Below are 21,256 nucleotides of genomic sequence, written 5' to 3' on the forward strand. Positions count from 1 at the left end.
CGGGATGCTTCCCTGGCGCCGCGTCGCTTTTGGGCGGGCCCGGCGGGCCCGCCCGGTGGAGGCCTACAGGGCGACGGTCAGGTTGAAGGAGAGCGCCGTGTCCGTGGACACCTTGCCCGGGGGCGGAGCGCTGTCGGACTTCACGAGGAAGCCCACGCCCAGGGCCAGCGCGTCCGTGAGGTTCGCCATCACCTGCGTCTGGCTGCTGAAGAGGACGCGCGAGTCGGAGATGACGCTGACCAGGATCTCCGCGTCCTCCTGGAAGGTGATGTCCTTGGAGAGGCCGTAGCGGAACATGGCGCCGAAGCGCGGGCCGCCCAGGTCCACGTCGCCCAGGTCCAGGCGTGTCGGGTAGTACTGGAAGCGCAGTTCGCGCGCGTAGCGGAACGCGAAGTCGGTGCGCAGGATGGCCTCGTTCGTGCCGGTCTTCGTGTCCTTCTTGGTGTCGAACCAGAGGATGCCGGCACCGGCTTCACCGTAGGGCCGCGCCTCGATGCTCTTGATGTGGTCCGTGTCCGCGCCGGCCAGCAGGTAGCCGCTGATCTCCTGCGTGAAGCGGCGGTCCCCCCGCAGCTCGACGCCGGCGTTGAGGGCCACCACCTGGGACAGGGACTCCACCTCCCCTTCCACCTCGGGCGGGCGGCTGCGGCCGTACGCGCCGTAGGCCTTCACGGAGTAGATCCACTTGTCCGTCTTGCGCAGCGCGCTGGCCAGGCCGCTCACGGTCAGCGTGGACGCGTTGCCGGTGAGGGAGATGAGGCTCAGGCCCACGCTGACGTCCCAGGCGCTGGGCTTCGCGGGGGCCGCCGCGGCGGCAGCCTCGACGGCGGGCGCGGGCGGCGGCGCGACGGGCCCGCGCGCGGTCACCTCGGCCAGCTTCTCGATGGCCTCCGCGAGCCGGGCGCTGGCCTCGGCGGCGCGCTCGGCGGCGAGGGCAGCGCGCTCGGCGGCGGCGGCGGCGCGCTCCGCGGCGGGGGCGTCCTCGGGGAGGGCGGGCGGCGCCGGAGCGCGGACGGCGGCCGGCGGCGGCGGGGCGGCGGGACGCGGGGCGGGTGCCGGCGGCGTCTGGGATTGCAGTGACGAGGCGAGCAGCAGCGCGACGGGGAGCATCAAGGTTCCTTGGGTGAGGCAGGTGCGGCAGCGGACCTGCAAGGGAGCGTGAGAGTGCCGGCTCCCTTTCCGGCGTGAACTTCTTAACGCCATGGGACAGGGAGCGTCTCCACCTTCTAGGCTCGAAATGCGGGCCCTTCCTGGCCCCGGTACGTGAGGACCCGCCCTTGAGGCCCACCCTGCTCGCGCTGCTGTTCGTGTCGTGGTCCTGGCCCGCGGTCGTCACGGCGGCGCAGAAGGTCACCGTTCCGGTGGACGTGGGAGTGGGGCCGGCGGTGTTCGTGTTCTCCGGCCCCATCGCGGACGACCAGTTGCTGCACACGGGGCTGAAGCTGTCGGTGGACGCGGTGCTGGACAAGGAGTGGCTGCGCAAGAACCAGCGCGCGATTCCCGCGCGCTACCGGAAGCAGGCGAAGCAGATGGACGAGATCCGCATCTCGCCGTCCATCTTCATCCCGGACTCGTTCATCATCTCGCCGAAGTACCGCGACACGGGGATGTACGGCGTGACGTTCAAGCCGCTGGGCCTGGGGGTGCCGCTGTCGTCCAGTCCGGTGCGCTTCAAGCTGGGCGTGGGGCTGGTGTTGACGTACGCGTACATCTTCTCCGACACGCTGCCGGACACGCACTTCCTGCGGCCCGGAGCGAGCCTGGGCGCGGACCTGGAGTTCCAGTTGGCGAAGAGCTTCCTCGTCAGCGTGGGCTGGGAGTCCACGTTCTACGTGCCGCAGGAGCTGGGCGGGCTGGGGCTGCCGGACTCCCTGGGGGACGGCATCTTCCACGTGGGGCAGGCGTACCTGCAACTGCACTTCCGGTTCCCGTACACCACGACGCTGTAGGGCTCGCGCGCGGGCGGGGCGCGCGTCTAGGGTGCCCGGCACCATGTCCCTCGTCCTCGCCACCGACGCGCAGAAGGCGCAGCGCGACTCCGTCACCCATGCCGCGTGGGGTTCGCCCCTGAGCGTGCCGCAGTACCAGGAGCGCGAAGCGCGGCTGCGCGCGCACCCGTGGAGCCGCGAGGGCATGAACACGTGGCTGTGGCTGGCGGATGACGGCCGGGTGCTGGCGTCCTGCGAGACCTTCCACACGGACAGCTTCCTGCGGGGCGCGGACGGACACCTGACGCAGGGGGACAGCTACGCCATCGCCAGCGTGTACACGGAGGAGCACCTGCGCGGGCGGGGGCACGCCACGCGGCTGATGGACGCCGTCGCCGCGGAGCTGGAGCGGGTGGCGCCGCGTCCGCACTCGGTGGTCCTGTTCTCCGACGTGGGGGCGCCGCTGTACCGCCGGTCCGGCTACGTGGAGGTGCCCGCGTGGGACTGGCACCTGGACGCGGTGGACGCGCCGGGGGGACGGCCCGTGGACGCGGGGCTCCAGGAGACGGACGTGGCGGGGGCGCTCGCGCGGATGCGCCGGCCGGACGTGCCCTTCTTCCTGTGGCCTGGCGCCGCGCAGGTGGACTGGCACCTGGAGCGGGAGCGCATCTACGCGGACCTGCTGGCGCGGCCCCGTCCCCGGACGTGCGGCGCGGTGGTGGGGGAGTCCACCGCGCTGTGGACGATGAACGCGCGCTACGGCGAGCTGGTGGTGCTGATGCTGGATGCGCGGGACGCCTCGTCGGCGGAGGCGCTGCTCACGGAGGCGCGCCGCGTGGCGCATCAGGCGGGGCTCAAGCGCGTGGTGTGGTGGGAGGAGCCCGCGACGGCGTCACTGCTGGGCGGGGTCCCCGGCGCGGTGCGGGTGCAGCGGGACGGGTCGCTGCCCATGCTGCGTCCGCTGCGCCCGGGGCTGCCCGCCGCGCCGGAGGTCCCCTTCCCTCGCGCCCTCTGGGTGTGAGCCCGGTGCTTCGGGACCGCCGCCACCGTCCGACGTGACAGGGGAACCCGCGCGCCGCCATCCCTGGAAGGGCGCGCTGGCCGCCTGACCTCCGGCCGGGTGGGAGCAGGGGCGCTGCCCCCAACCCGGATGTGTCAGGCGGCGACAGGTCCCCTAGGATGCGCCCCATGGCCGAGCGAAGGCGCATCATCGAGGGCACCTGGAACTGCACGTCCTGTGGCGCCCGCAGCATCCCTGCCCGTCACAAGAACTGCCCCTCCTGCAACAACCCGCGGGAGCTCACCGGCAAGGAGTCCGAGTTCGACTTCGGTGACGTGGACGCGGCCTCCGGAAGGTCCACCCGCGAAGGCGTCACCGACGAACAGGCCCTGGACCTGGCCGGCGCCGGCGAGGACTGGTTCTGCGCCTACTGCGGCGCGGCCAACCGGGGCGACGGCAAGCGCTGCCGGCAGTGCTCCGCCGAGCGGGGCTCGGACGCGAAGGCCGCGCCGCTGGCGGACCTGTCCCCCCAGGCCCCACCGAAGCCCGCGCCCAAGCCGCGCCGCTTCGGGAAGGTGGCGCTCATCGTGGTGGGCATCCTGGGCTCGTGCTGCCTGGGCACCTGCGCGGTGGGCATCTGGGGAAACATGAAGCATGAGCTCCAGGGCGAGGTGGTGGCCACGAACTGGCGCCGCGCGCTGGTGCAGGAGCGCTTCGTCCCGGAGACGCGCACGGGCTGGCGGGACGAGCTGCGCCCCACGTCTCCGCGCATGCCGGTGAACGGCACGGGCGAGGTCGCGGGCGTGACGAACATCCGCGACTGCGAGTCCCGCCAGCGCGGCACCCGCCGGGTGGCGGACGGCACCCAGCGCGTGTGCCGGACGAAGACGCGCAAGGTGGCCTGCGGCACCGAGGAGAAGTGCACCCGTCGCGACAAGGGCAACGGCTTCGCCGAGGAGGTCTGCCACGACGTGACGAAGTACTGCAGCGAGTCCTACGAGGACTGCGACACGGAGACGCGCTACCGCAACGAGCCCGTCTACGCGCAGCAGTGCTCCTACGACACGTACGCCTGGAAGCCGGTGGACACGCGCGAGCTCAAGGGCACGGAGGGGCCGCCGCGCTGGCCGGAGCTCACCGCCGGGACGAACGAGCGGGTGCGGCGGGAAGAGGACTACACCGTGCTGGTGCGCTACGACGACGGCGGCGTGAAGCAGCACGAGGTGAAGCCCACGCGCGAGGAGGAGTTCGCCGCGTGGAAGAAGGGCCAGGGCGTCACGCTCACCGTGACGAACCTGGGCAAGGTGGAGCAGGCCGTCCGCCGCTGAAGGAGTCCCATGGAGTGCACCTGCTGTGGCGCCTGCTGCGTGGCGCCAGACATCGCCGCGCTGGACAAGCCGCTGGGGCTGAGGTGCCCGCACCTGGGCGCGGACAACCTGTGCACCGTGTACGAGCGGCGGCCCCAGGTGTGCCGGGACTACGCAGCGGATGAAGTCTGCCGCCGCATCGAGGCCCCCACGCTGGAGGAGCGCGTGCACAACTACCTGGCGCTGTTCCAGCTCACCGCGGAGGCCCAGGCCGTGCGTGAGTCCGGCTGCGCCTCCATGCGGATGGCGCGCGCCATCAGGGAGCGGAAGTGACCTTCCAGCCCACCGAGCCGTTCATCCCCGCGCCGGGCCTTCGCGGCGCGCACGCGCAGACCATCTACGCGTCCCTCGTGCGCCCCACGCGCGTGCCTCCCCTGCGCCGGGAGCGGAGGGACCTGCCGGACGGGGACTTCGTCGACCTGGACACCTTCGACGGGCCCACGGGCGCGCCGCACGTGGTGGTGCTGCACGGCCTGGAGGGGTCCTCCCAGGCGGGCTACGTCACGGAGGTGCTGCGGGGCGCGGCGAAGCGCGGCTGGGGCGCCACGGCGATCAACTTCCGCTCGTGCAGCGGGGAGCCGAACCGGCTGGCCCGGGCGTACCACTCCGGGGACACGGCGGACACGCTGCTGGTGATGGCGGACGTGCGCGCGCGCATCACCGGGCCCATGCTCGCGGTGGGCTTCTCCCTGGGCGCCAACGTGCTGTGCCGGCTGCTGGAGGAGACGGGCGAAGAGGCGCCGGTCGTGGCCGCCGCGTCCATCAGCGCGCCGTACGACCTGGACGCGTGCTGCCGCAAGCTGGATGGTGGCGGCGGCTACCACTGGCTCTACCGCGAGCGGTTCCTGCGCACGCTCAAGAGCAAGGCCCGCGCGAAGCTGCGGCGGTTCCCGGGCGCGTTCGACGGCAAGCGCATGGAGGCGGCGCGCACCATCCGGGGCTATGACGACGTGGTCACCGGGCCGCTGCATGGCTTCCGGGACGCGGAGCACTACTACCGGGAGGCGTCGTCGGGGCCCCGGCTCGCGGACATCCGCCGGCCCACGCTGCTCTTGAGCTCCGCGGATGATCCGATGCTGGAGGCGCCGGTGATTCCGCCTTCCGCGCGGGACAACCCGCTGCTCAGCGTGGTGCTGACCGAGCAGGGCGGCCACGTGGGCTTCGTCGCGGGCCGCGTGCACCGTCCGTACTTCTGGGCGGAGGCGCAGGCGCTCGCGTTCTTCGAGCGGGTGCTCGCCCGCTGATCAGCCGAAGAAGAAGGTGAGGCCAAGCTTTCCGGACGGCTGGAGTTTGCGCATCATCCACGACTGCGTCTCCGCGGGAGACAGCGAGTCGCGGAAGGGCTCGTCCAGCTTCTTGAGGCTGGGGACGTCCATCTCCATGAAGCTCATGCCGCCGCGCACGAAGAAGCTGAGGCGCCGGGTGGCGTTGAACTCCAGGCCCAGGTGCGTGCTGATGTACGTGTAACCCACGCGCTCCATGGAGGAGGTGGGCAACTGCGTGCGGTCCGCGAGCCTCCGGTTCAGCGTCTTCGTGCTCGCGGCCTGCGCGTGTCCGAACTCCCAGGAGAACGAGGGAGAGACCTTGCTCTTCAGCGGGAGGAGCGTGAGTCCCGCGCGCAAGGCGCCTCGCAGGCCGTTGTGCGCGCCGCCGAGGTGGATTCGCAGGTGCGGCGAGGGCCGGAGGACGCCGGAGAGTCCCGCGCCCTCGGGCATGCCCGCGTCGAGCATGAGGCCGAAGGGCGCCAGCCGCTCCGGATCATTCATGCGGCGCCGGCCTTCGCCCTGCTGGGCCTGGACCTGCGGCAACTGCGCCTGCGGTGCTGACTGGGCCATGGCCGTGTGAGTCGCCAGGACCATGACCGCCGCGGTGACGATGGACACCGCTCCCATGAGGCTTCTCCCCGTTCCAGACATCGCGGCCACGCGCGATGAGATTTGCGAGGTACGCCGGATCCCGGAATCACTCGCGCTCCGAGACCCGGCTGCGTGTTGCTCCCCCCGACCCGCCACTCCACTCCCGCCACTGCCACACGCCCGGTGCTGACTGTCGCGTCGCCTCGATGCCGCCGCCGGCTGGATCGCGAAGCTCTCGCACCGCCACGTCTTGATTCACGGCCCTTCACGTCTCCCGTCCGGCGACCACGGCCGCCTTTGCCGGACTCCCCCAAACTGCGCACTGCTCCGTCCCGCCGCCCAGCCCCGTCCCGCGACCTGCTTGCTGCCCTGCTCGACCGCGCAGCCTGCTGCCCCCCGGTGCCGCGCGGTGTGAGGTGATGCGCACTGCCCTGATCCACCGTGCTGCGTGCTGCCCCGTTCCACCGTGCTGCGTGCTGCGTGCTGCGTGCTGCGTGCTGCGTCCCCCTCCACCGTCCCGCCCGTGCTGCCCCGTCCCGCCCTACCCCGTCCTGCGTGCTGCCCCGTCCCGCCCGTCCTGCCCCGTCCTGCGTGCTGCCCCAACCCGCCCGACCCCGTACCGCCTTTGCGCCCCCGTCCTGCGTGCTGCCCCGACCCGCCCGACCCCGTCCTGCCTCTGCTGCCCCGTCCCGCCCGTCCTGCCTCTGCTGCCCCGTCCCGCCCGTCCTGCCCCGGTCTGCCTTTGCTGCCCCAACCCGCCCTACCCCGTCCTGCGTGCTGCCCCGTCCTGCCTTTGCTGCCCCAACCCGCCCTGCCCCGTCCCGCCTTTGCTGCCCCGACCCGCCCTGCCCCGTCCTGCCTTTGCTGCCCCGTGCTGCCCCGTCCCGCCCTGCCTTTGCTGCCCCGTGCTGCCCCGACCCGCCCTGCCCCGTCCTGCCTTTGCTGCCCCGTGCTGCCCCGACCCGCCCTGCCCCGTCCCGCCTTTGCTGCCCCGACCCGCCCTACCCCGTCCTGCGTGCTGCCCCGTCCCGCCTTTGCTGCCCCGTCCCGCCCTGTTCCCCTTGAAGCAGTACGGCTTCCCCCCCACCGACTCCGTCCCCCCCGCCGTGCTGCCCGTTGCTGATGCCGGGGTGCCTAAGCATTCGCCGTGCCGACGCTTCTTCGCGGGATATTCCCTTTTGATATCGGGGACTTGAGCCATCCCGGCCCACGGGACGACCCGGACTGTGGGCCCTGAGCCGGAAAAAACTCCTGACCCTCCGGGGCCCCGGCCTAACGTGTGACAGCCTTGTTGACGGGATGATGGAGGAACCCGTGCGCCTTCCGGTCGCCGCCGCACTGCTCAGCCTGGTCGCCTGCTCCGAATCGACCGAAGGCACCACCCCGAAGCTCGAGGGCCTCATCAATCCGAGGCAGCGGCTCATCACCCCCGCGCGCGTCTGCAACGCCGGTGGCGGCCCGTCGGGATGGCGCCTGGAGCTCATCGGCGACCGCTTCACCCCCGTGCCTCGCGACGCGCTCACCGACTCGCCGTCCGTGGAGCTTCCCACGGTCTCCCTGAGCGGCCCCGCCGACTACACGCTCCCCGCGGACCACCTCTTCTTCGCGCGCACCGAGCTCATGCGGATGGACCTGCCCACCCGCGACAGCACGCCGTCGAACACGCTCCCGCCCGGCGCCTATACCGTCTCCGTGACGAACCCCCTCGGCGGCACCGCCGAGCTCGAGGACGCCCTGCGCGTCGTGCCACCGCCCGTCATCACGACCCTCACCGCGCCCGAGGGCTTCCGCTACAACGCCGCCAGCCCCCTCGTCATCGAAGGCAGCGGCTTCCGCGCGGACGCGCTGCCGCTCATCGTCCTCCAGCGCCAGGGCGAAGAGGACCAGCCCCTCTTCACCGTCACCGTCGTCTCCGACACGCGCATCGAAACCGAGGTGCCCCCCGCGACGCCGGAGGGCACCTACGCGCTCACCCTCACCAACCCCGAGGGCTGCTCCGTCACGCGTCCCCAGGCGCTCACCATCACCTATCCGCGGCTGGGCAACCTCTCCGTGTCGCCCGCGAGCGGCCCCGCAAACAGCGACACAGTCATCACCGTCACCAACACCGCGTCCGGCACCGCGAACCGCTTCACGCCCGGCACCCACGAGGTGTACCTCGTCGCTCCCGTGAAGACGGACCCCGGCCAGACGGTGAACATCCCGCTGTACGACGTGACGTACGTCTCCCAGGCGCAGCTCCGCGCCACCGTACCCAACTGCTCCGGCTTCGACTCGCGGCCCGTCACGGACCCCGCGTGTCCCGGCGGCATCGTGCCCGGCACCTACGGGCTCATCGTCGCGGACCCCAGCGGCGCCTTCGGAACCCTCCCCGCGTCCTCCGGCTTCACCGTCACCCCATGAACGCCCTCGCCCTGCTCGCGGCCGCGGCGCTGGCCGCCGCCCCCTCCTCCAATAAGGACACCGGAGGCCCCGTCTTCATCGCGCCCAAGGTGGGCTTCATCAAGCCCGTCACCTCGCTCGGCGGCGACCTGTTCCTGGGCGGCGAGGTGGGCTACCTCACGCCCCTCCTCCAGCGGCGCCTCGCGCTGGTGCTGGAGGTGAACTACCACCGGCCCTCCACGTCGGGGACGCTGCGCGGGCCACAACTGGACAACCTGGGCCAGCCCATCGAGTCGCCGTACACGCTCGCCGAGCGCGAGGTGGCCATCCAACTGTCCGCCGTGTTCCGATTCCCCCGCGCGTTGGGGCCGCTCACGCCCTACGTGGGCGCGGGCCCCGGCCTGTACCTGCACCGCGCGACGGTGGAGTCCTTCGACAGCACCGCGTCGGAGAGCGGCAGCGGGCCAGGCTTCCAGGTGCTCGCGGGCGCGGAGCTGCCGCTGGGTCCCGGCGGCGCCTTCCTGGAGGCGAAGTACCACTTCGCCCGGGTGGACTTCCTCACCACCGGCGACGTGAACGCGGGCGCGGTGCTCGCGGCCCTGGGCTACCGGCTGCGCCTGTAGTCGCGCGGGGCTTCAGGCCCGCCCCACCGGCGGGCGCAGCATCCGCAAGAGGTGCTGGGCCAGCAGGTCGCGCGTGGCCTGGAGCACCGACCCCATCAGGTGGTGCAGCGCCTCCGCGGTGTCGCCGTGGGCTTCGCGCACGCGCTCGGAGCGGCCGTCGAAGATGCGCAGCCGGCCGGGCACCAGCGAGATGACCGGCAGCGACGGGTGCCGCTTGCGCAAGAGCCCCAGGAACAGCGGGTGGTCCTCGTCCGGACGGCGCAGGTCCACCACCACCAGCGCGGGCTTGTTCTCCTTGATGGAGGCGAAGGCGTCATCGGGCTCGCCCGTGGCGGACACCTCCACGTCCGGCTCCGCGTCCAGGAAGCGGCTGAGCAGCGCACGCGACGCCGCATGCGGGCTGACGACCAGGACCCGCATCAGCGCGACGCCCGGAAGGACACGGGCCTCCAGCCGACGGGCGGAACACGGCGAGCAGCGGCGGGGCGGGTCCAGGACATGGGATGAGCAGGTAACGCCCGGCCCCCCTTCGAATCAATCCATCCCGCGTCCAGGTGCGCACGCCGTCCATCCAGGCGGCCAACCGTCCGCGCCCGTGGCTTCTTCCGGCCGCGCGGGCCAGAGTGGCGGAGCGCCCTCCAACCCGCTACTTCCCATCCCGCGCGAGTCTCCCCCCACGTCGGTTCCCCCCGCGTCCCGAGCGTCCGCCATCGAGCCCCTGCCCTCCCCCCTCACCGAGCTGCACTACGACAGCGGCACGCTGGTGGCCCCGACGCTGCCCGACGACGCGCGCCTGCACGCGCTCTTCCAGAAGGACGGGCGCACGGGCGTCTTCCGCGCGCCCGCGCGGCACTACCGCGACGTCGTCCTGCGCCTGCGCGAATGCGGGCTGCCCTACGAGGACCGCGCGAAGCGCTTCGAGCCGGCGGAGCTGCCCCTGGCGGTGCCCATCGAGCCGTTTCCGCACCAGCGCGCGGCGCTGGACGCCTGGACGCGCGCGGGAGGCCGGGGGCTGGTGGAGCTGCCCACCGGCGCGGGCAAGACGCTGCTGGCGGTGCTCGCCATCGCGTGGGTGAAGCGGCCCACGCTGGTGGTGGTGCCCACGCTGGACCTGATGGCGCAGTGGCAGGGCGTGCTGGCGAAGCACTTCGCCACGCCGGTGGGCATGGTGGGCGGCGGCGTCAACGACCGGCAGACGCTCACGGTGACGACGTACGACTCCGCGGCGATGCAGATGGAGTTCACGGGCAACCGCTTCGGCCTGCTCATCTGCGACGAGTGCCACCACCTGCCCGCGCCCAGCTACCGCTTCATCGCGGAGGGGACGCTCGCGCCCTACCGGCTGGGGCTCACCGCGACGCTGGAGCGCGCGGACGGCGGCGAGCGCGTGTGCGAGGAGCTCCTGGGCCCGCTGGTGCACCGCACCGGCATCGACGAGCTCCAGGGCCAGTACCTGGCGCCCTATGAAGTCCGCCGCATCGAGGTGCCGCTCACACCCGACGAGAAGACCCGCTACGACGAGGCGCGGGGCCGCTACCTCACGTTCGTGCGCAAGCTGGGCGTGCCGCTCGCGTCTCCCGAAGGCTGGGCGCGCTTCCTGGCGCAGAGCCAGCGCAGCGACGAGGGGCGCGCGGCGTACCGGGGCTATCGGGAGCAGCGCCGCATCGCGCTCACCTCCAGCGGCAAGCTGGACGCGCTCTGGAAGATATTGCTGGAGCACCGCGAGGACCGCGTCATCGTCTTCACGGACGACAACGAGACGGTCTACACGCTGGCGCGCAGGCTGCTGCTGCCCGCGCTCACGCACCACACGCCGCTGCCGGAGCGCAAGGCGCTGCTCGCCGCGTTCGCCAGCGCGGAGCTGCCGGTGCTGCTCACCTCGCGGGTGCTCAACGAAGGCGTGGACGTGCCGGACGCGCGCGTGGGCGTGGTGCTCAGCGGCAGCGGCAGCGTGCGCGAGCACGTCCAGCGCCTGGGCCGCATCCTGCGAAAGCGCCCCGGCAAGCGCGCCCTCCTGTACGAGGTGTGCTCCGCGCAGACGGCGGAGAGCGGCATCAGCGAGAGACGCCGGCAGCACCGCGCCTACCAGGAGCCGGAGGGTCCGCCCGATGCTGGAACATGACGTCCGCCCGCGCGCGTGCCAGGAGCGCGAGCGCATCACCTCGCGCCGTGCGCGGGGGTCCTCGGCATGCTGACGCGTGAACTGCTCGCCTCGCGCGTGCGCGAAGGCATCCTGCGGCCGTCGTTCGTGAAGACGCACGACCCGTCCCTCCAGGCGCTCGCGAAGGAGCTGCTCGCGGACGCGGAGGCCTTCCGGGGCCAGCGCCGCGACGACGTGGAGGAGGCCTTCAGCCTCAAGGCCGGCGCGTTCAGCCGCCCCAAGGTCGCGCGCGGGCTGGTGAAGCTGCTGCTCGACCGGCTCCTCTTCGACGAGGCCGGTGAAGGCGCCACGGAGGCGCGCTGGCGCACGCTGCTCGTGGGCGCGAAGGTGCTGCGGACCCTTGCCCCGGACACAACGCTGGAGGCCTACGAAGCGCGCCTCACGGAGGCCCTGGACGCGCCCCTGGCGGACACGCGCGAGGCGCTCTACTCGGACCTGCCCGGCAACCGGAAGCTGCTCGGGTGGGACGGCGAGGCGCTCACGCCGCAGGGGCTCTTGGACCGCTATAACCTGGCGCTCGCGCAGGGGCCGCTGCTCAACGCCCGGCGCCTCACCCTGCGCGCGCGGTCGCCGGAGCTCTTGCGCGTGCGCAAGCTCCTGCGCTGGCTGAAGTTCTGCCGGCTGGTGGCGGAGGTGCGGCGCGACGGCGAGGACTGGTCCCTGGAGGTGGAGGGCCCCGGCGCCATGCTGGCCCTGCAGAAGAAGTACGGCCTGCAACTCGCGAGCTTCCTCTCCGTGGTCCCCGTCCTGGAGCGCTGGGAGCTGTCCGCGGTGCTGGAGGACGCGCGCAAGGTCTCCACGCTCCAGCTCTCCCACGAGGATCCGCTGGTGTCCCCGCTGCCCGCCGCGCTGGGTCACGTGCCGCCGGAGGTGGCCGCGCTGGCGGAGGGCTTCGAGGACGAGGCCTGGGAGCTGGACTTGACGCCGCTGCCCCGCCACACCGGCGCCGCCGGCCTGTGCGTGCCGGACCTCACCTTCCGCCACCGGAAGACGGGCCAGCAGGTCGCGCTGGAGCTGTTCCACCCGTGGCACGCCGCGCCGCTGTCACGCCGGCTGGCGGAGCTGCGCGCGCGCCCGGACGCGGGGCTGCTGCTGGGCGTGGACCGGGCGCTGGCGAAGGAGGCGGCGGAGCGGCAGGCGCTGGAGTCCCACCCGCAGGTGGTGCTCTTCAACGGCTTTCCCTCCGTCCGGAAGCTGCGGGAGCGGCTCGCGCGATGGGACGGCGCGACGCAGGCCGGATGAGCGCCCGCGCGTCCTCAGCCGCGGGGTTTGAACTGCGAGGCCAGCACGCTGAGGATGCGCACGGAGCCCCGGTCCAGTTGCTTCGCGCGGCGCAGCAGCCGGCGCAGCTCCGCGGACTCGCCGTAGTCGGACGGAGGCTCCGCGGCCCACTTCACGTCCTGCGACGGCTTGAGCCCCAGCGCCTCGTCCGCGGAGATGGACAGCACCACGCACAACCGGCGGAAGGTCTGGATGCTGGGCAGCATGTGGCCGCGCTCCAGGCGCCCGTAGACCTCACTGGCGATGCCGATGCGCTCCGCCACGTCCGCCTGGGTCAGGTTCAGGCGGGTGCGGGCGACGCGGGCCGCGCCTCCGAGCCGGGATGCGAGGGTCTTTTCCATGGGGTCGTTAACCTACCGGGTTCGCCCATGTCGATATGACTTGAGAGGTTGGCTTCCAAGAACTTCCGGGGTAGGCTTTTCGCGACACAACCTCTTGCGTCTAGCCTGTCCGCACCACCCATTGCCTTCATGCGAGAGCCCTCCGGCCCCCCTCCCAGCTTCCTCTTCGTGGACGCGGATCCGCGTGCGTTGGCCGCGCTGCGGCGACTCTCCAGGTACCTGCCCGGAGACAAGCGTTTCGCACTGGGCGTGCGCGAAGCGGAGCGGCTGATGGGGGAAGCGGCGCCGTCCGTGGTGGTGAGCGGCTACGGCCTGCCGGATGGTGACGGGCTGGGCCTGCTCACGTGCGTGCGCGCCCGGCTTCCGCGCGCCGCGTGCGCGCTGCACACCACGCATCCCCCGTCCCGCGGGCTGCGGGAGAAGGGCATCACCTGGATGGACCGCGCCGCGCCGCCGCAGCAGGTGCTGGCGCTCCTGGCGTCGTTGAGCTGATGGGAGCTGACGGCGAGCGGACGGCCGGGCGTTCCCATGGCGTGCGCGGCCGTGCGCGTTAAGGTAGGGCCTTCCCCACGCACGCCATGAAGCTCTACGCCATCAGCGACCTGCACCTGCGGCACAAGGAGAACCACGAGGCGCTGGCGGCACTCGCGCCGCGTCCGGACGACTGGCTCATCGTCGGCGGCGACGTGGGCGAGACGCTCGCGGAGATGGAGCTGATGCTGCGCACGCTCACCGCGCGCTTCCGCCAGGTCGTCTGGGTGCCGGGCAACCACGAGCTGTGGACCATGCCCTCCGAACAGCCCCCGCTGAAGGGCGAGGCGCGCTACCTGCGCATGGTGGACCTGTGCCACCGCTACGGCGCGCTCACGCCGGAGGACCCGTATCCGCGCTGGCCCGGCGAGGGCCCGCCCCGCGTCATCGTCCCCATGTTCCTGGGCTACGACTACACCTTCCGCCCGGACACCGTGCCCGCGGACAAGGCGCTGGAGTGGGCCTGGGAGGACGACCTGATGTGCACGGACGAGGTGCTCCTGCATCCGGAGCCCTACCCCACCCGTCAGGCCTGGTGCCACGCGCGCGTGGAGCGCACCCGCGCGCGGCTGGAGCGGCTGCCGCCGGAGTGCTCCACCATCCTCATCAACCACTACCCGCTGCGCTACGAGCACGTGCGGCTGCCCCGCATCCCGCGCTTCTCCATCTGGTGCGGCACGCGCCTCACCGAGGACTGGCACACGCGCTACCGCGCGGAGGTGGTGGTGACGGGGCACCTGCACATGCCCGCCACGCTGTGGCGCGACGGCGTGCGCTTCGAGGAGGTCTCCCTGGGCTACCCCATGCAATGGCGCCACCGGGGCGGCCTGGAGCGCTGCCTGCGCGAGGTGCTCCCCGGTCCCCAGCCCGTCCCGCCGCCGTGACGTCGCGAGTCACCGTCCGGCGCGCGCCGCGCCATCCCCCACGCGTTTGACGGTGCGCGGCCCGCGGGCGTGTAGTTGCACGCCATGCCCGAGCCCTCCTCCGCTGGCCCCGTCGAGCTCTCCGAGCGCGTGCACCTGCTGGATGCCCTGCGCGGCTTCGCGCTGCTGGGCGTCTTCGTCTCCAACAGCCTGAGCTGGTTCAGCGGCCGGCAGCTCCTGCCGGGCGAACAGTCCCAGGCGCTGGCCGCGCCCCCGCTGGAGATGGTGGTCCGCCAGCTCTACGCCTTCTTCGTGGACCAGAAGTTCGTCACCCTCTTCTCCCTCCTCTTCGGCCTGGGCTTCGCGCTGCAGATGACGCGCGCGGAGGGGCGGGGCACCTCCATCGTGCCGGTGTACCGGCGCCGGCTGCTCGTGCTGCTGGGCATCGGGCTGGTGCACATGTTCGCCATCTGGGTGGGGGACATCCTCAGCACCTACGCGCTGGTGGGCTTCGTGCTGCTCCTGTTCCGGCAGCGCTCGGACAGGACGGTGCTCACCTGGGTGGCGGTGCTCTTCGTCGTCCTGCCGCTCGCGCTGTCCGTCGCGCAGCGCTTCGGCCCGGAGCTGCTGCACGGCAAGGAGGCCGCGGAGCAGGCCGCCAAGGCCACGCGCGAACTGGAGGTCGCGCACCGCACGGCGTTCCTCACCGGCCTGTCCAGCGACTCCGTGCTGACGTCACAGCAGGCCAACGCCGTCTTCGCCTGGCAGAACCTGCCCAACCCGGGCCGCCCCATCTGGCTGTGCATCATCCTGGGCCGCTTCCTCCTGGGCCTGTGGGTCGGACGCCGCCGGCTGCTGGAGGACGTGGAGCGCCACCGCGCGCTGCTCGTGCGGGTGATGGCCTGGGGGCTGGGCGTGGGCAGCGCCGTCGCCACCCTGTCGCTGGTGCTCTACCTGAGGAAACAGGGCGCCCCCGGCGGCCCCGGCGCCCAACTCGAGCAGCCGGTGTGGATGGTGGGCATGCGCACCCTGCGGGAGGTGGGCTACCTCTTCATGGGCTGCGGGTACGCGGCGGCCTTCGCGCTGCTCTTCCAGAAGGAGCGCTGGCGCAAGGTGCTGGGCGTGCTCACGCCCGCGGGCCGCATGGCGCTGACGCTCTACCTCATGCAGTCGGCCATCAGCATCTGGCTGTATGACGGCTGGGGGCTGGGGCTCGTCGGCCGCACGCCGCCGTCTCGCACGGTGCTCATGTGCCTGGGCGTCTTCGCGGCGCAGGTGGCCTTCAGTCACTGGTGGCTGGCGCGCTTCCGCTTCGGCCCGGTGGAGTGGCTGTGGCGCTCGCTCACCTACGGCCGCATCCAGCCCATGCGGCTGGTCCCCGCCAGCGCGGCGCGCGCGGCGCACTGAGCTGTATCGCCATCTCAAAAGCGGGGGCGCGTGATTTGACGCTGCCGAGGGCACCGGCATGTAGTGCCCGGCATGTCCGAGTCCCCTTCCGCCGGTCCCATTGAGAGCGCGCAGCGCGTCCACGCCCTGGACGCCCTGCGCGGCTTCGCGCTCCTGGGCGTCTTCATCTCCAACAGCCTGAACTGGTTCAACGGCCGGCTGTTCCTGCCGAAAGAGCAGGCCCTGGCGCTGGCCGCGTCGCCGCTGGAGCTCACGGTCAATTCGCTCTTCGCGCTGCTCATCGAGCAGAAGTTCGTCACCCTCTTCACCCTGCTCTTCGGCCTGGGCTTCGCGCTGCAGATGACGCGCGCGGAGGGGCGGGGCACCTCCATCGTGCCGGTGTACCGGCGCCGGCTGCTCGTGCTGCTGGGCATCGGGCTGGTGCACATGTTCGCCATCTGGTTCGGCGACATCCTCACCACCTACGCGCTGGTGGGCTTCCTGCTGCTGTCGTTCCGCGAGTGCTCCGGGAAGACGGTGCTCGTCTGGGCGGCGCTGTTCCTGTTCGTGGTGCCCATCGTCTTCTCCATCGGGCAGCGGCTGCTCCCGGTGCTGCTGGACGGCGCGGCGGCGACGGAGCGCGCCCAGAAGGCCACGCGGGAGGAGGAGGCGGAGCGCCGCGCGGCGTTCCTCGCCGGACTGTCCAGCGACTCGGTGGTGACGACCCAGCAGGCCAACGCGGACTACGGCTGGGCCAGCATCCCCAACCCCAACCGCCCGGTGCTGCTGTCCATCATCCTGGGCCGCTTCCTCCTGGGCCTGTGGGCCGGGCGCCGGGGGCTCCTGCAGGACGTGGAGCGCCACCGCCCGCTCCTGCGGAAGCTGGCCGCCTGGGGGCTGGGGGTGGGCGGCGCCATCGGGCTCTTCGTCCTGGCGCTCAACCTGGCGTACCGGGGCGTGACGAGCCTGCCGGGGTGGCTGGTGTGGATGCGCATCCCCAAGGACGTCGGCATCCTCTTCCTGGGCGTGGGCTACGCGGCGGCCTTCGCGCTGCTCTTCCAGAGGGAGCGCTGGCGCAAGGTGCTGGGCGTCTTCACCCCCGCGGGCCGCATGGCGCTGACGCTCTACCTCATGCAGTCCGTGCTGAGCCTGTGCGTGTATGACGGCTGGGGCCTGGGACTGGTCGGCAAGACGCCGCCGTCGCTCACGCTGCTCATGTGCCTGGCCCTGTTCGCGGGACAGGTGGCCTTCAGCCACTGGTGGCTGGCGCGCTTCCGCTTCGGCCCGGTGGAGTGGCTGTGGCGCTCGCTCACCTACGGCCGCGCCCAGCCCATGCGCCTGGCCCCTGGCGCGGCGCCCGCGGCGAGCTGAAGCGGGGACAAAAAAGAACCCCGGGTCCCGCGAGGAGGCGGGAGCCCGGGGTCTCAGGAGCGGAGCGCGGCACCTTCGCCGCGCCCTGCGCCTTCAGGCACTACTTGACCTTGTAGGAGGCCGCGAACACGGTGTTGATGTAGCCGTCCACCGTCGTGTCGACCAGGCTCGGCACACCGACAATCGTGATGTAGTACTTGCCCGCCGGGATGTTGCGCAGGATGACGCTCTCCGTCGCGCTCTCCTTCACGCCACGGCCCAGGTAGGACGTGAACGTCGGAGCGGCGGCGGCCTGCACGTAGACGTCGGCGTTGCCCTCGCCCTCGCCCAGCGCGATGGACAGGGTGTTGATGCCGGAGTCCTTCTTGAACTCAGGCATGTCGATGATGAAGGTGCGGCTGGAGCCCGGCACGCCGGAGAGGCCCTCGATGCGGGTCTCGTTGCCGATGTCCTCGAAGCCACCCTTCCAGGTCACGGACAGGCTGGTGTTCGTGTAGGACGTGAAGCCCTTGATCATCACGTACCAGATGCCCTTGGCGCCGGAGGTGGCGAAGGTGCAGGTCTCCGCGTTGCCGGACTTGTACGGACGGCAGTCGTACAGGGAGTCCGTCGGGGCGTTGTTCTTGCGGACGTAGAGGTCCGCGTCACCCGTGCCACCGGACAGCGTGAAGGTCACGTCCGTGGCGCCCTCGGGGATCGTCACGGAGTAGTACACCTTGCTGCCGGAGGTGCCGGAGATGCCCGTCACGGGCACGCCCTTCTCGATCGGCGTGGTCACCGGAGGAGGCACGGGCACGCCCACGCCCACGGCCTTCCAGGCGTTGCCGACCTCGGTGATCTCCGCCGCGGTGAAGCCCAACTGCGTCGCGGCCTGCTCCGACGCGGTCTTCGCCGCCTCGAAGTTGGAGGACGCGGTCAGCAGGTCGGCGTTGATCTTGTAGAAGACCTTGGCGGCCTTCTCGAAGCCGATGCCGTTGACGACCTGGGTCGTCTTGGCGCGCGGGTGCGTGCCACCCTGGGACATCAGGTAGAACGCCAGGTTGGAGATACCCGAGCTGTAGTGCACGTCCACGCCCGAGCCGTAGTCCGGGTAGTAGTCGAGCGAGTCCCCGTCCTGCGTGGGGTTCTTCATGTAGCGCAGGCCGTCACCCGGGATGTTCGGGGTCCAGACGTCGTCGCCGACGATCCAGGTGCCCTCGTCGATGACCTTGCCCTTGCCGTACCACTCGCAGACCGCGCCGAAGATGTCGGAGATGGACTCGTTGAGGCCACCGGACTCACCGGAGTAGGTGAGGTTGGACTCGTACTCCGTCACCGCGTGCGTCAGCTCGTGCGCCGTCACGTCCAGCGAGTTCGCCAGGTTGGAGGCGTTCACGCCGTCGCCATCGCCGTACACCATCTGGGAGCCGTCCCAGTAGGCGTTGACGTAGTTGTTGCTGTAGTGGACGTAGCTCTTCAGCAGGTGGCCGGCGTTGTCGTACGAGTCACGGCCGAACAGGTTGCTGTAGCAGTCGTAGACGGTGCCGAGGTGGTCGTAGTTGTTGTTGATGACCTGGTCGGCGACCGGGGCCTCACCCTCGAAGCGGCCCTTGACGGCCGTGGAGGGCGTGGTGCGGTGCTGCAGATCCCACACCTCGCGCTTCTTCGCGGAGTGGATGTGCGGAACGCGCTCGAAGACGTCGCCCGTCTTGGCGTTCACGTACACGGAGTCATCCACCGGGGTGGTGTCCTTCAGCTCGCCCTGGACGCGAACCTCGTAGGCCAGGATGAGCTCGTTGCCCGAGCGGCGGTACACGAGCTGGGGCTCGCCGTTGGCGGCCGCGCGCTCCGGGGAGCCGCGATCACCGACGGCCGCCGCGATGGCCGCGTCGGACGCGATGGAGGCCTTCAGCTCGCCCTTCAGGTCGCCGCGGGCGTTCGAGTTCACCGCGAACACGGAGCCGTTGCGCGCGTGCAGGCGGACCTCGGCGTCCTGCACCAGGATGCCGTTCTGGGTCACGCCGTAACGGAAGTGGGTGTCACCGTCGAAGCCCACGTAGGCGCGCTTCAGGAACAGGTCGTTCGCGTTCAGGCGGAACAGCGGCGCCACGTTCGCGAGCACCGGCGCCAACTGCTGCTGGGCCGCGATGCCCTGGATGGCCGAGGGCGCGGGAACGGAACCGAAGGAACCGGTGAGGAAGGTGGGGACCGCGTCGGAGTCCGCCGCGATGACCTTCTGGCCCGCCGACAGGTTGGCGGAAGCCTTCTGGATGTTCGCGTCCTCCGTGTTCGCGGCGGGAGCGCCGTCGGTGCAGGCGCCGACCATCAGGGACAGGGCAGCGGCACCCAGGGCGCCGCGTACTCGCTTCTCGTACATGCAATCCTCCTAAGGGGAAAGATTAGGAAAACACTGTGCCACAGGAGACGCGCGTTTTTCAAGTACAGGCGAGATTTCTACTTTTACATCTTTTCTCAAACTTCGAGATATCTCGCAACTGCTTGAAATGACGGAGGGACTCACGCAGCCCGGCGGGAACGGGGTAGGTGCTTCAATCCGGAAAGGCGGTTACTTCATGGCTGAAGCACCTATCGGCGGATGCGTGCAATGAGTGAACGCCGGGGAGAAATTGCCGTCTCATTTATTCCCGACCCGGGTGGGTCCTGTGTCACCGCTGACATCCCGAGGGCCTCCGGGGCGGGGCGGACGGGCTAGCGTCCCGGGTCCAGGAGGCGACACACATGCGCGCGTTGCAGCTTCAGCGGCTGGCGGGGCCGGACGGCCTGGCGATGGTGGAGGTCCCGGAGCCGGAGGCCGGGGACGGGGTGCTCATCGACGTGGTGGCGGCCGGGGTGAGCTTCCCGGATCTGCTGCTCACCCGGGGCCAGTACCAGATGAAGCCGGAGGTGCCCTTCGTGCCGGGGGTGGAGGTGGCGGGCGTGGTGCGCGCCGCGCCGGCGGGGGCGCGGGTGAAGCCGGGCGACCGGGTGATGGGCTTCTCCTTCACCCTGGGCGGCTTCGCGGAGGCCTGCGTGGTGGCGCCGGAGCTGGCCTTCCCCATTCCGGAGGCGTGGAGCTTCGAGCAGGCGGCGGGCGTGGTGATGAACTACCACACGGCGCACTTCGCGCTGCACCGGCGCGGGAAGCTGCACCCGGGTGAGACGGTGGTGGTGCACGGCGCGGCGGGCGGCGTGGGCACCGCGGCCGTGCAGGTGGCGAAGGGCGCCGGGGCGCGCGTGCTGGCGGTGGTGAGCGACGAGCGCAAGCGGGAGGTGGCGAAGCGCGCGGGCGCGGACGTCGTCCTCCTCTCGAAGGACTTCCAGGCCGGCGTGCGCGAGGCCACGGACGACCGGGGCGCGGACGTGGTGCTGGACCCCGTGGGCGGCGACGTCTTCGAGAAGAGCCTCAAGGTGCTGGCGCCGGAGGGGCGGCTGCTGGTGGTGGGCTTCGCCAGCGGCCAGATTCCCTCCGTCACGGTGAACCGGCTGCTCCTGCGCAACGTCTCCGTGGTGGGCGTGGCGTGGGGCGCCTCCCTGATGCAGGCGCCGGAGCTGGCGGGCACCATCGCCCGGGAGCTGGAGGCGCTCGCGGCGAAGGGCTTCGTCAACCCGGTGGTGGGCCGCGTCTTCCCCTTCGAGGAGGGCGCCCGGGCGCTGCGCGAGCTGGAGTCGCGTCAGGCCGTGGGCAAGGTCGTCCTGAAGGTGAAGGCCGGCTGACGCCCCCCGGCGTCACTCCTCGGGGCGAGGCAGGGGCGTGGGGGTCCCCGCCTCGCGCTCCAGGACGTCCGCGGCGCGGGCGTCCCGGGGCAGGCCGAAGCGCGCGCGCGAGCACATGAGGAGCTGCCCCGCGTAGACGCTGTCCGCCAGCGCGTCCGCGTACCGGCCATGGGCCTCGCACAGGCGCGCCCGCTCATCCACCAGCCGGGCGAGGATGCGCGCCTGCTCCGGGTGGGCGAAGAGCCCGACGACGGAGCGCGCGTCGAAGCGGGAGAGCGTGTCGTACTCCATGCCCAGCGTCGTGACACACGCCTCGCGGATCCGCTCCAGGCACGCGTCCCAGGAGGCGCGCGAGCGGGCGATGTCCGGCACCGAGCGGCCAAGCTCGCGGACGGCGTTGAGCAGGAAGGCGTGTCGTAGCGAAGGCATCCGGTCCTCCACTACAGCCCAGGCCCCCTGAATCATCCAGCGCG

General features: G+C 71.6%; 20 protein-coding genes. 14 read left to right on the forward strand and 6 right to left on the reverse strand.

The window, feature by feature from the left end; translation table 11 throughout:
• Window positions 1-63: 63 nt before the first annotated feature.
• The gene (locus tag K8612_RS18130; RefSeq protein WP_223763175.1) at window positions 64-1,110 is read right to left on the reverse strand and encodes a DUF481 domain-containing protein; all 1,047 of its coding nucleotides are present in this window, start codon (window positions 1,108-1,110) and stop codon (window positions 64-66) included.
• 167 nt (window positions 1,111-1,277) lie between these two features.
• Between K8612_RS18130 and K8612_RS18135 the strand changes: the two genes are divergently transcribed.
• The 5 genes from K8612_RS18135 to K8612_RS18155 all read left to right on the forward strand — a co-directional run bounded on the left by K8612_RS18135 (window position 1,278) and on the right by K8612_RS18155 (window position 5,539).
• Complete coding sequence (locus tag K8612_RS18135; protein ID WP_223763176.1) at window positions 1,278-1,949, forward strand: hypothetical protein; 672 nt, start codon at window positions 1,278-1,280, stop codon at window positions 1,947-1,949.
• Between the two features lie 43 nt (window positions 1,950-1,992).
• A complete protein-coding gene (locus K8612_RS18140; RefSeq protein WP_223763177.1) occupies window positions 1,993-2,949 on the forward strand; it encodes a GNAT family N-acetyltransferase in 957 nt (318 codons plus the stop codon).
• A gap of 167 nt (window positions 2,950-3,116) precedes the next feature.
• The gene (locus tag K8612_RS18145; RefSeq protein WP_223763178.1) at window positions 3,117-4,256 is read left to right on the forward strand and encodes a hypothetical protein; all 1,140 of its coding nucleotides are present in this window, start codon (window positions 3,117-3,119) and stop codon (window positions 4,254-4,256) included.
• Window positions 4,257-4,265: 9 nt separating this feature from the next.
• A complete protein-coding gene (locus K8612_RS18150) occupies window positions 4,266-4,568 on the forward strand; it encodes a YkgJ family cysteine cluster protein (RefSeq protein ID WP_223739092.1) in 303 nt (100 codons plus the stop codon).
• The gene (locus K8612_RS18155; protein ID WP_223763179.1) at window positions 4,565-5,539 is read left to right on the forward strand and encodes an alpha/beta fold hydrolase; all 975 of its coding nucleotides are present in this window, start codon (window positions 4,565-4,567) and stop codon (window positions 5,537-5,539) included. Before K8612_RS18150 ends, K8612_RS18155 begins: the two co-directional genes overlap by 4 nt.
• Here the strand turns inward: K8612_RS18155 and K8612_RS18160 are convergent, their stop codons facing one another.
• Complete coding sequence (locus tag K8612_RS18160) at window positions 5,540-6,187, reverse strand: hypothetical protein (protein ID WP_223739090.1); 648 nt, start codon at window positions 6,185-6,187, stop codon at window positions 5,540-5,542.
• Between the two features lie 1,278 nt (window positions 6,188-7,465).
• Here K8612_RS18160 and K8612_RS18165 point away from each other — a divergent pair.
• Together K8612_RS18165 and K8612_RS18170 are read left to right on the forward strand one after the other, a co-directional pair.
• Window positions 7,466-8,554, forward strand: a complete 1,089-nt coding sequence (locus tag K8612_RS18165; RefSeq protein WP_223763180.1) for a hypothetical protein — start codon at window positions 7,466-7,468, stop codon at window positions 8,552-8,554.
• Window positions 8,551-9,156 carry an outer membrane beta-barrel protein gene (locus K8612_RS18170; RefSeq protein WP_223763181.1) on the forward strand — a complete coding sequence of 202 codons (606 nt, stop codon included), beginning with the start codon at window positions 8,551-8,553 and terminating at the stop codon, window positions 9,154-9,156. The genes K8612_RS18165 and K8612_RS18170 overlap by 4 nt, the downstream gene beginning before the upstream one ends.
• A 12-nt stretch (window positions 9,157-9,168) precedes the next feature.
• Here K8612_RS18170 and K8612_RS18175 read toward each other — a convergent pair whose 3' ends face one another.
• A complete protein-coding gene (locus K8612_RS18175; protein WP_083892341.1) occupies window positions 9,169-9,579 on the reverse strand; it encodes a response regulator in 411 nt (136 codons plus the stop codon).
• Between the two features lie 295 nt (window positions 9,580-9,874).
• On the opposite strand from K8612_RS18175, the gene K8612_RS18180 reads away from it, so the two are divergent.
• On the forward strand, window positions 9,875-11,278 hold the full coding sequence (locus tag K8612_RS18180) for a DEAD/DEAH box helicase (protein WP_223763330.1): 1,404 nt from the start codon (window positions 9,875-9,877) through the stop codon (window positions 11,276-11,278).
• Window positions 11,279-11,344: 66 nt separating this feature from the next.
• Window positions 11,345-12,559 (forward strand): DUF790 family protein, encoded by a 1,215-nt coding sequence (locus K8612_RS18185; RefSeq protein WP_223763182.1) that lies wholly within the window; start codon window positions 11,345-11,347, stop codon window positions 12,557-12,559.
• A gap of 14 nt (window positions 12,560-12,573) precedes the next feature.
• On the opposite strand, the gene K8612_RS18190 is transcribed toward K8612_RS18185, so the two are convergent.
• A complete protein-coding gene (locus tag K8612_RS18190; protein WP_121761695.1) occupies window positions 12,574-12,939 on the reverse strand; it encodes a helix-turn-helix transcriptional regulator in 366 nt (121 codons plus the stop codon).
• Window positions 12,940-13,068: 129 nt separating this feature from the next.
• Here K8612_RS18190 and K8612_RS18195 point away from each other — a divergent pair, with 129 nt between their 5' ends.
• The 4 genes from K8612_RS18195 to K8612_RS18210 all read left to right on the forward strand — a co-directional run bounded on the left by K8612_RS18195 (window position 13,069) and on the right by K8612_RS18210 (window position 17,090).
• Window positions 13,069-13,431 carry a response regulator gene (locus tag K8612_RS18195; RefSeq protein WP_223739086.1) on the forward strand — a complete coding sequence of 121 codons (363 nt, stop codon included), beginning with the start codon at window positions 13,069-13,071 and terminating at the stop codon, window positions 13,429-13,431.
• Between the two features lie 86 nt (window positions 13,432-13,517).
• A complete protein-coding gene (locus K8612_RS18200; protein WP_223763183.1) occupies window positions 13,518-14,354 on the forward strand; it encodes a metallophosphoesterase in 837 nt (278 codons plus the stop codon).
• A gap of 84 nt (window positions 14,355-14,438) precedes the next feature.
• On the forward strand, window positions 14,439-15,740 hold the full coding sequence (locus K8612_RS18205) for a DUF418 domain-containing protein (protein WP_223763184.1): 1,302 nt from the start codon (window positions 14,439-14,441) through the stop codon (window positions 15,738-15,740).
• 72 nt (window positions 15,741-15,812) lie between these two features.
• Window positions 15,813-17,090 (forward strand): DUF418 domain-containing protein, encoded by a 1,278-nt coding sequence (locus tag K8612_RS18210; RefSeq protein WP_223763185.1) that lies wholly within the window; start codon window positions 15,813-15,815, stop codon window positions 17,088-17,090.
• Window positions 17,091-17,190: 100 nt separating this feature from the next.
• Here the strand turns inward: K8612_RS18210 and K8612_RS18215 are convergent, their stop codons facing one another.
• A complete protein-coding gene (locus K8612_RS18215) occupies window positions 17,191-19,446 on the reverse strand; it encodes a M4 family metallopeptidase (protein WP_223763186.1) in 2,256 nt (751 codons plus the stop codon).
• Between the two features lie 362 nt (window positions 19,447-19,808).
• Here K8612_RS18215 and K8612_RS18220 point away from each other — a divergent pair, with 362 nt between their 5' ends.
• A complete protein-coding gene (locus K8612_RS18220) occupies window positions 19,809-20,783 on the forward strand; it encodes an NADPH:quinone oxidoreductase family protein (RefSeq protein ID WP_223739081.1) in 975 nt (324 codons plus the stop codon).
• A gap of 12 nt (window positions 20,784-20,795) precedes the next feature.
• Here the strand turns inward: K8612_RS18220 and K8612_RS18225 are convergent, their stop codons facing one another.
• A complete protein-coding gene (locus K8612_RS18225) occupies window positions 20,796-21,212 on the reverse strand; it encodes a hypothetical protein (protein WP_223739080.1) in 417 nt (138 codons plus the stop codon).
• Window positions 21,213-21,256: the final 44 nt, after the last annotated feature.

The sequence above is a fragment of the Corallococcus sp. AS-1-6 genome (assembly GCF_020037015.1).
Lineage (GTDB): Bacteria > Myxococcota > Myxococcia > Myxococcales > Myxococcaceae > Corallococcus.

What these genes read in the sequence shown, in the direction of transcription:
- K8612_RS18130 (WP_223763175.1), bottom strand. Translation starts at nt 1,110, where the DNA reads ATGCTCCCCGTCGCGCTGCTGCTCGCCTCGTCACTGCAATCCCAGACG.
- K8612_RS18140 (WP_223763177.1), top strand. Translation starts at nt 1,993, where the DNA reads ATGTCCCTCGTCCTCGCCACCGACGCGCAGAAGGCGCAGCGCGACTCC.
- K8612_RS18145 (WP_223763178.1), top strand. Translation starts at nt 3,117, where the DNA reads ATGGCCGAGCGAAGGCGCATCATCGAGGGCACCTGGAACTGCACGTCC.
- K8612_RS18150 (WP_223739092.1), top strand. Translation starts at nt 4,266, where the DNA reads ATGGAGTGCACCTGCTGTGGCGCCTGCTGCGTGGCGCCAGACATCGCC.
- K8612_RS18160 (WP_223739090.1), bottom strand. Translation starts at nt 6,187, where the DNA reads ATGGGAGCGGTGTCCATCGTCACCGCGGCGGTCATGGTCCTGGCGACT.
- K8612_RS18170 (WP_223763181.1), top strand. Translation starts at nt 8,551, where the DNA reads ATGAACGCCCTCGCCCTGCTCGCGGCCGCGGCGCTGGCCGCCGCCCCC.
- K8612_RS18185 (WP_223763182.1), top strand. Translation starts at nt 11,345, where the DNA reads ATGCTGACGCGTGAACTGCTCGCCTCGCGCGTGCGCGAAGGCATCCTG.
- K8612_RS18190 (WP_121761695.1), bottom strand. Translation starts at nt 12,939, where the DNA reads ATGGAAAAGACCCTCGCATCCCGGCTCGGAGGCGCGGCCCGCGTCGCC.
- K8612_RS18195 (WP_223739086.1), top strand. Translation starts at nt 13,069, where the DNA reads ATGCGAGAGCCCTCCGGCCCCCCTCCCAGCTTCCTCTTCGTGGACGCG.
- K8612_RS18200 (WP_223763183.1), top strand. Translation starts at nt 13,518, where the DNA reads ATGAAGCTCTACGCCATCAGCGACCTGCACCTGCGGCACAAGGAGAAC.
- K8612_RS18205 (WP_223763184.1), top strand. Translation starts at nt 14,439, where the DNA reads ATGCCCGAGCCCTCCTCCGCTGGCCCCGTCGAGCTCTCCGAGCGCGTG.
- K8612_RS18210 (WP_223763185.1), top strand. Translation starts at nt 15,813, where the DNA reads ATGTCCGAGTCCCCTTCCGCCGGTCCCATTGAGAGCGCGCAGCGCGTC.
- K8612_RS18215 (WP_223763186.1), bottom strand. Translation starts at nt 19,446, where the DNA reads ATGTACGAGAAGCGAGTACGCGGCGCCCTGGGTGCCGCTGCCCTGTCC.
- K8612_RS18220 (WP_223739081.1), top strand. Translation starts at nt 19,809, where the DNA reads ATGCGCGCGTTGCAGCTTCAGCGGCTGGCGGGGCCGGACGGCCTGGCG.
- K8612_RS18225 (WP_223739080.1), bottom strand. Translation starts at nt 21,212, where the DNA reads ATGCCTTCGCTACGACACGCCTTCCTGCTCAACGCCGTCCGCGAGCTT.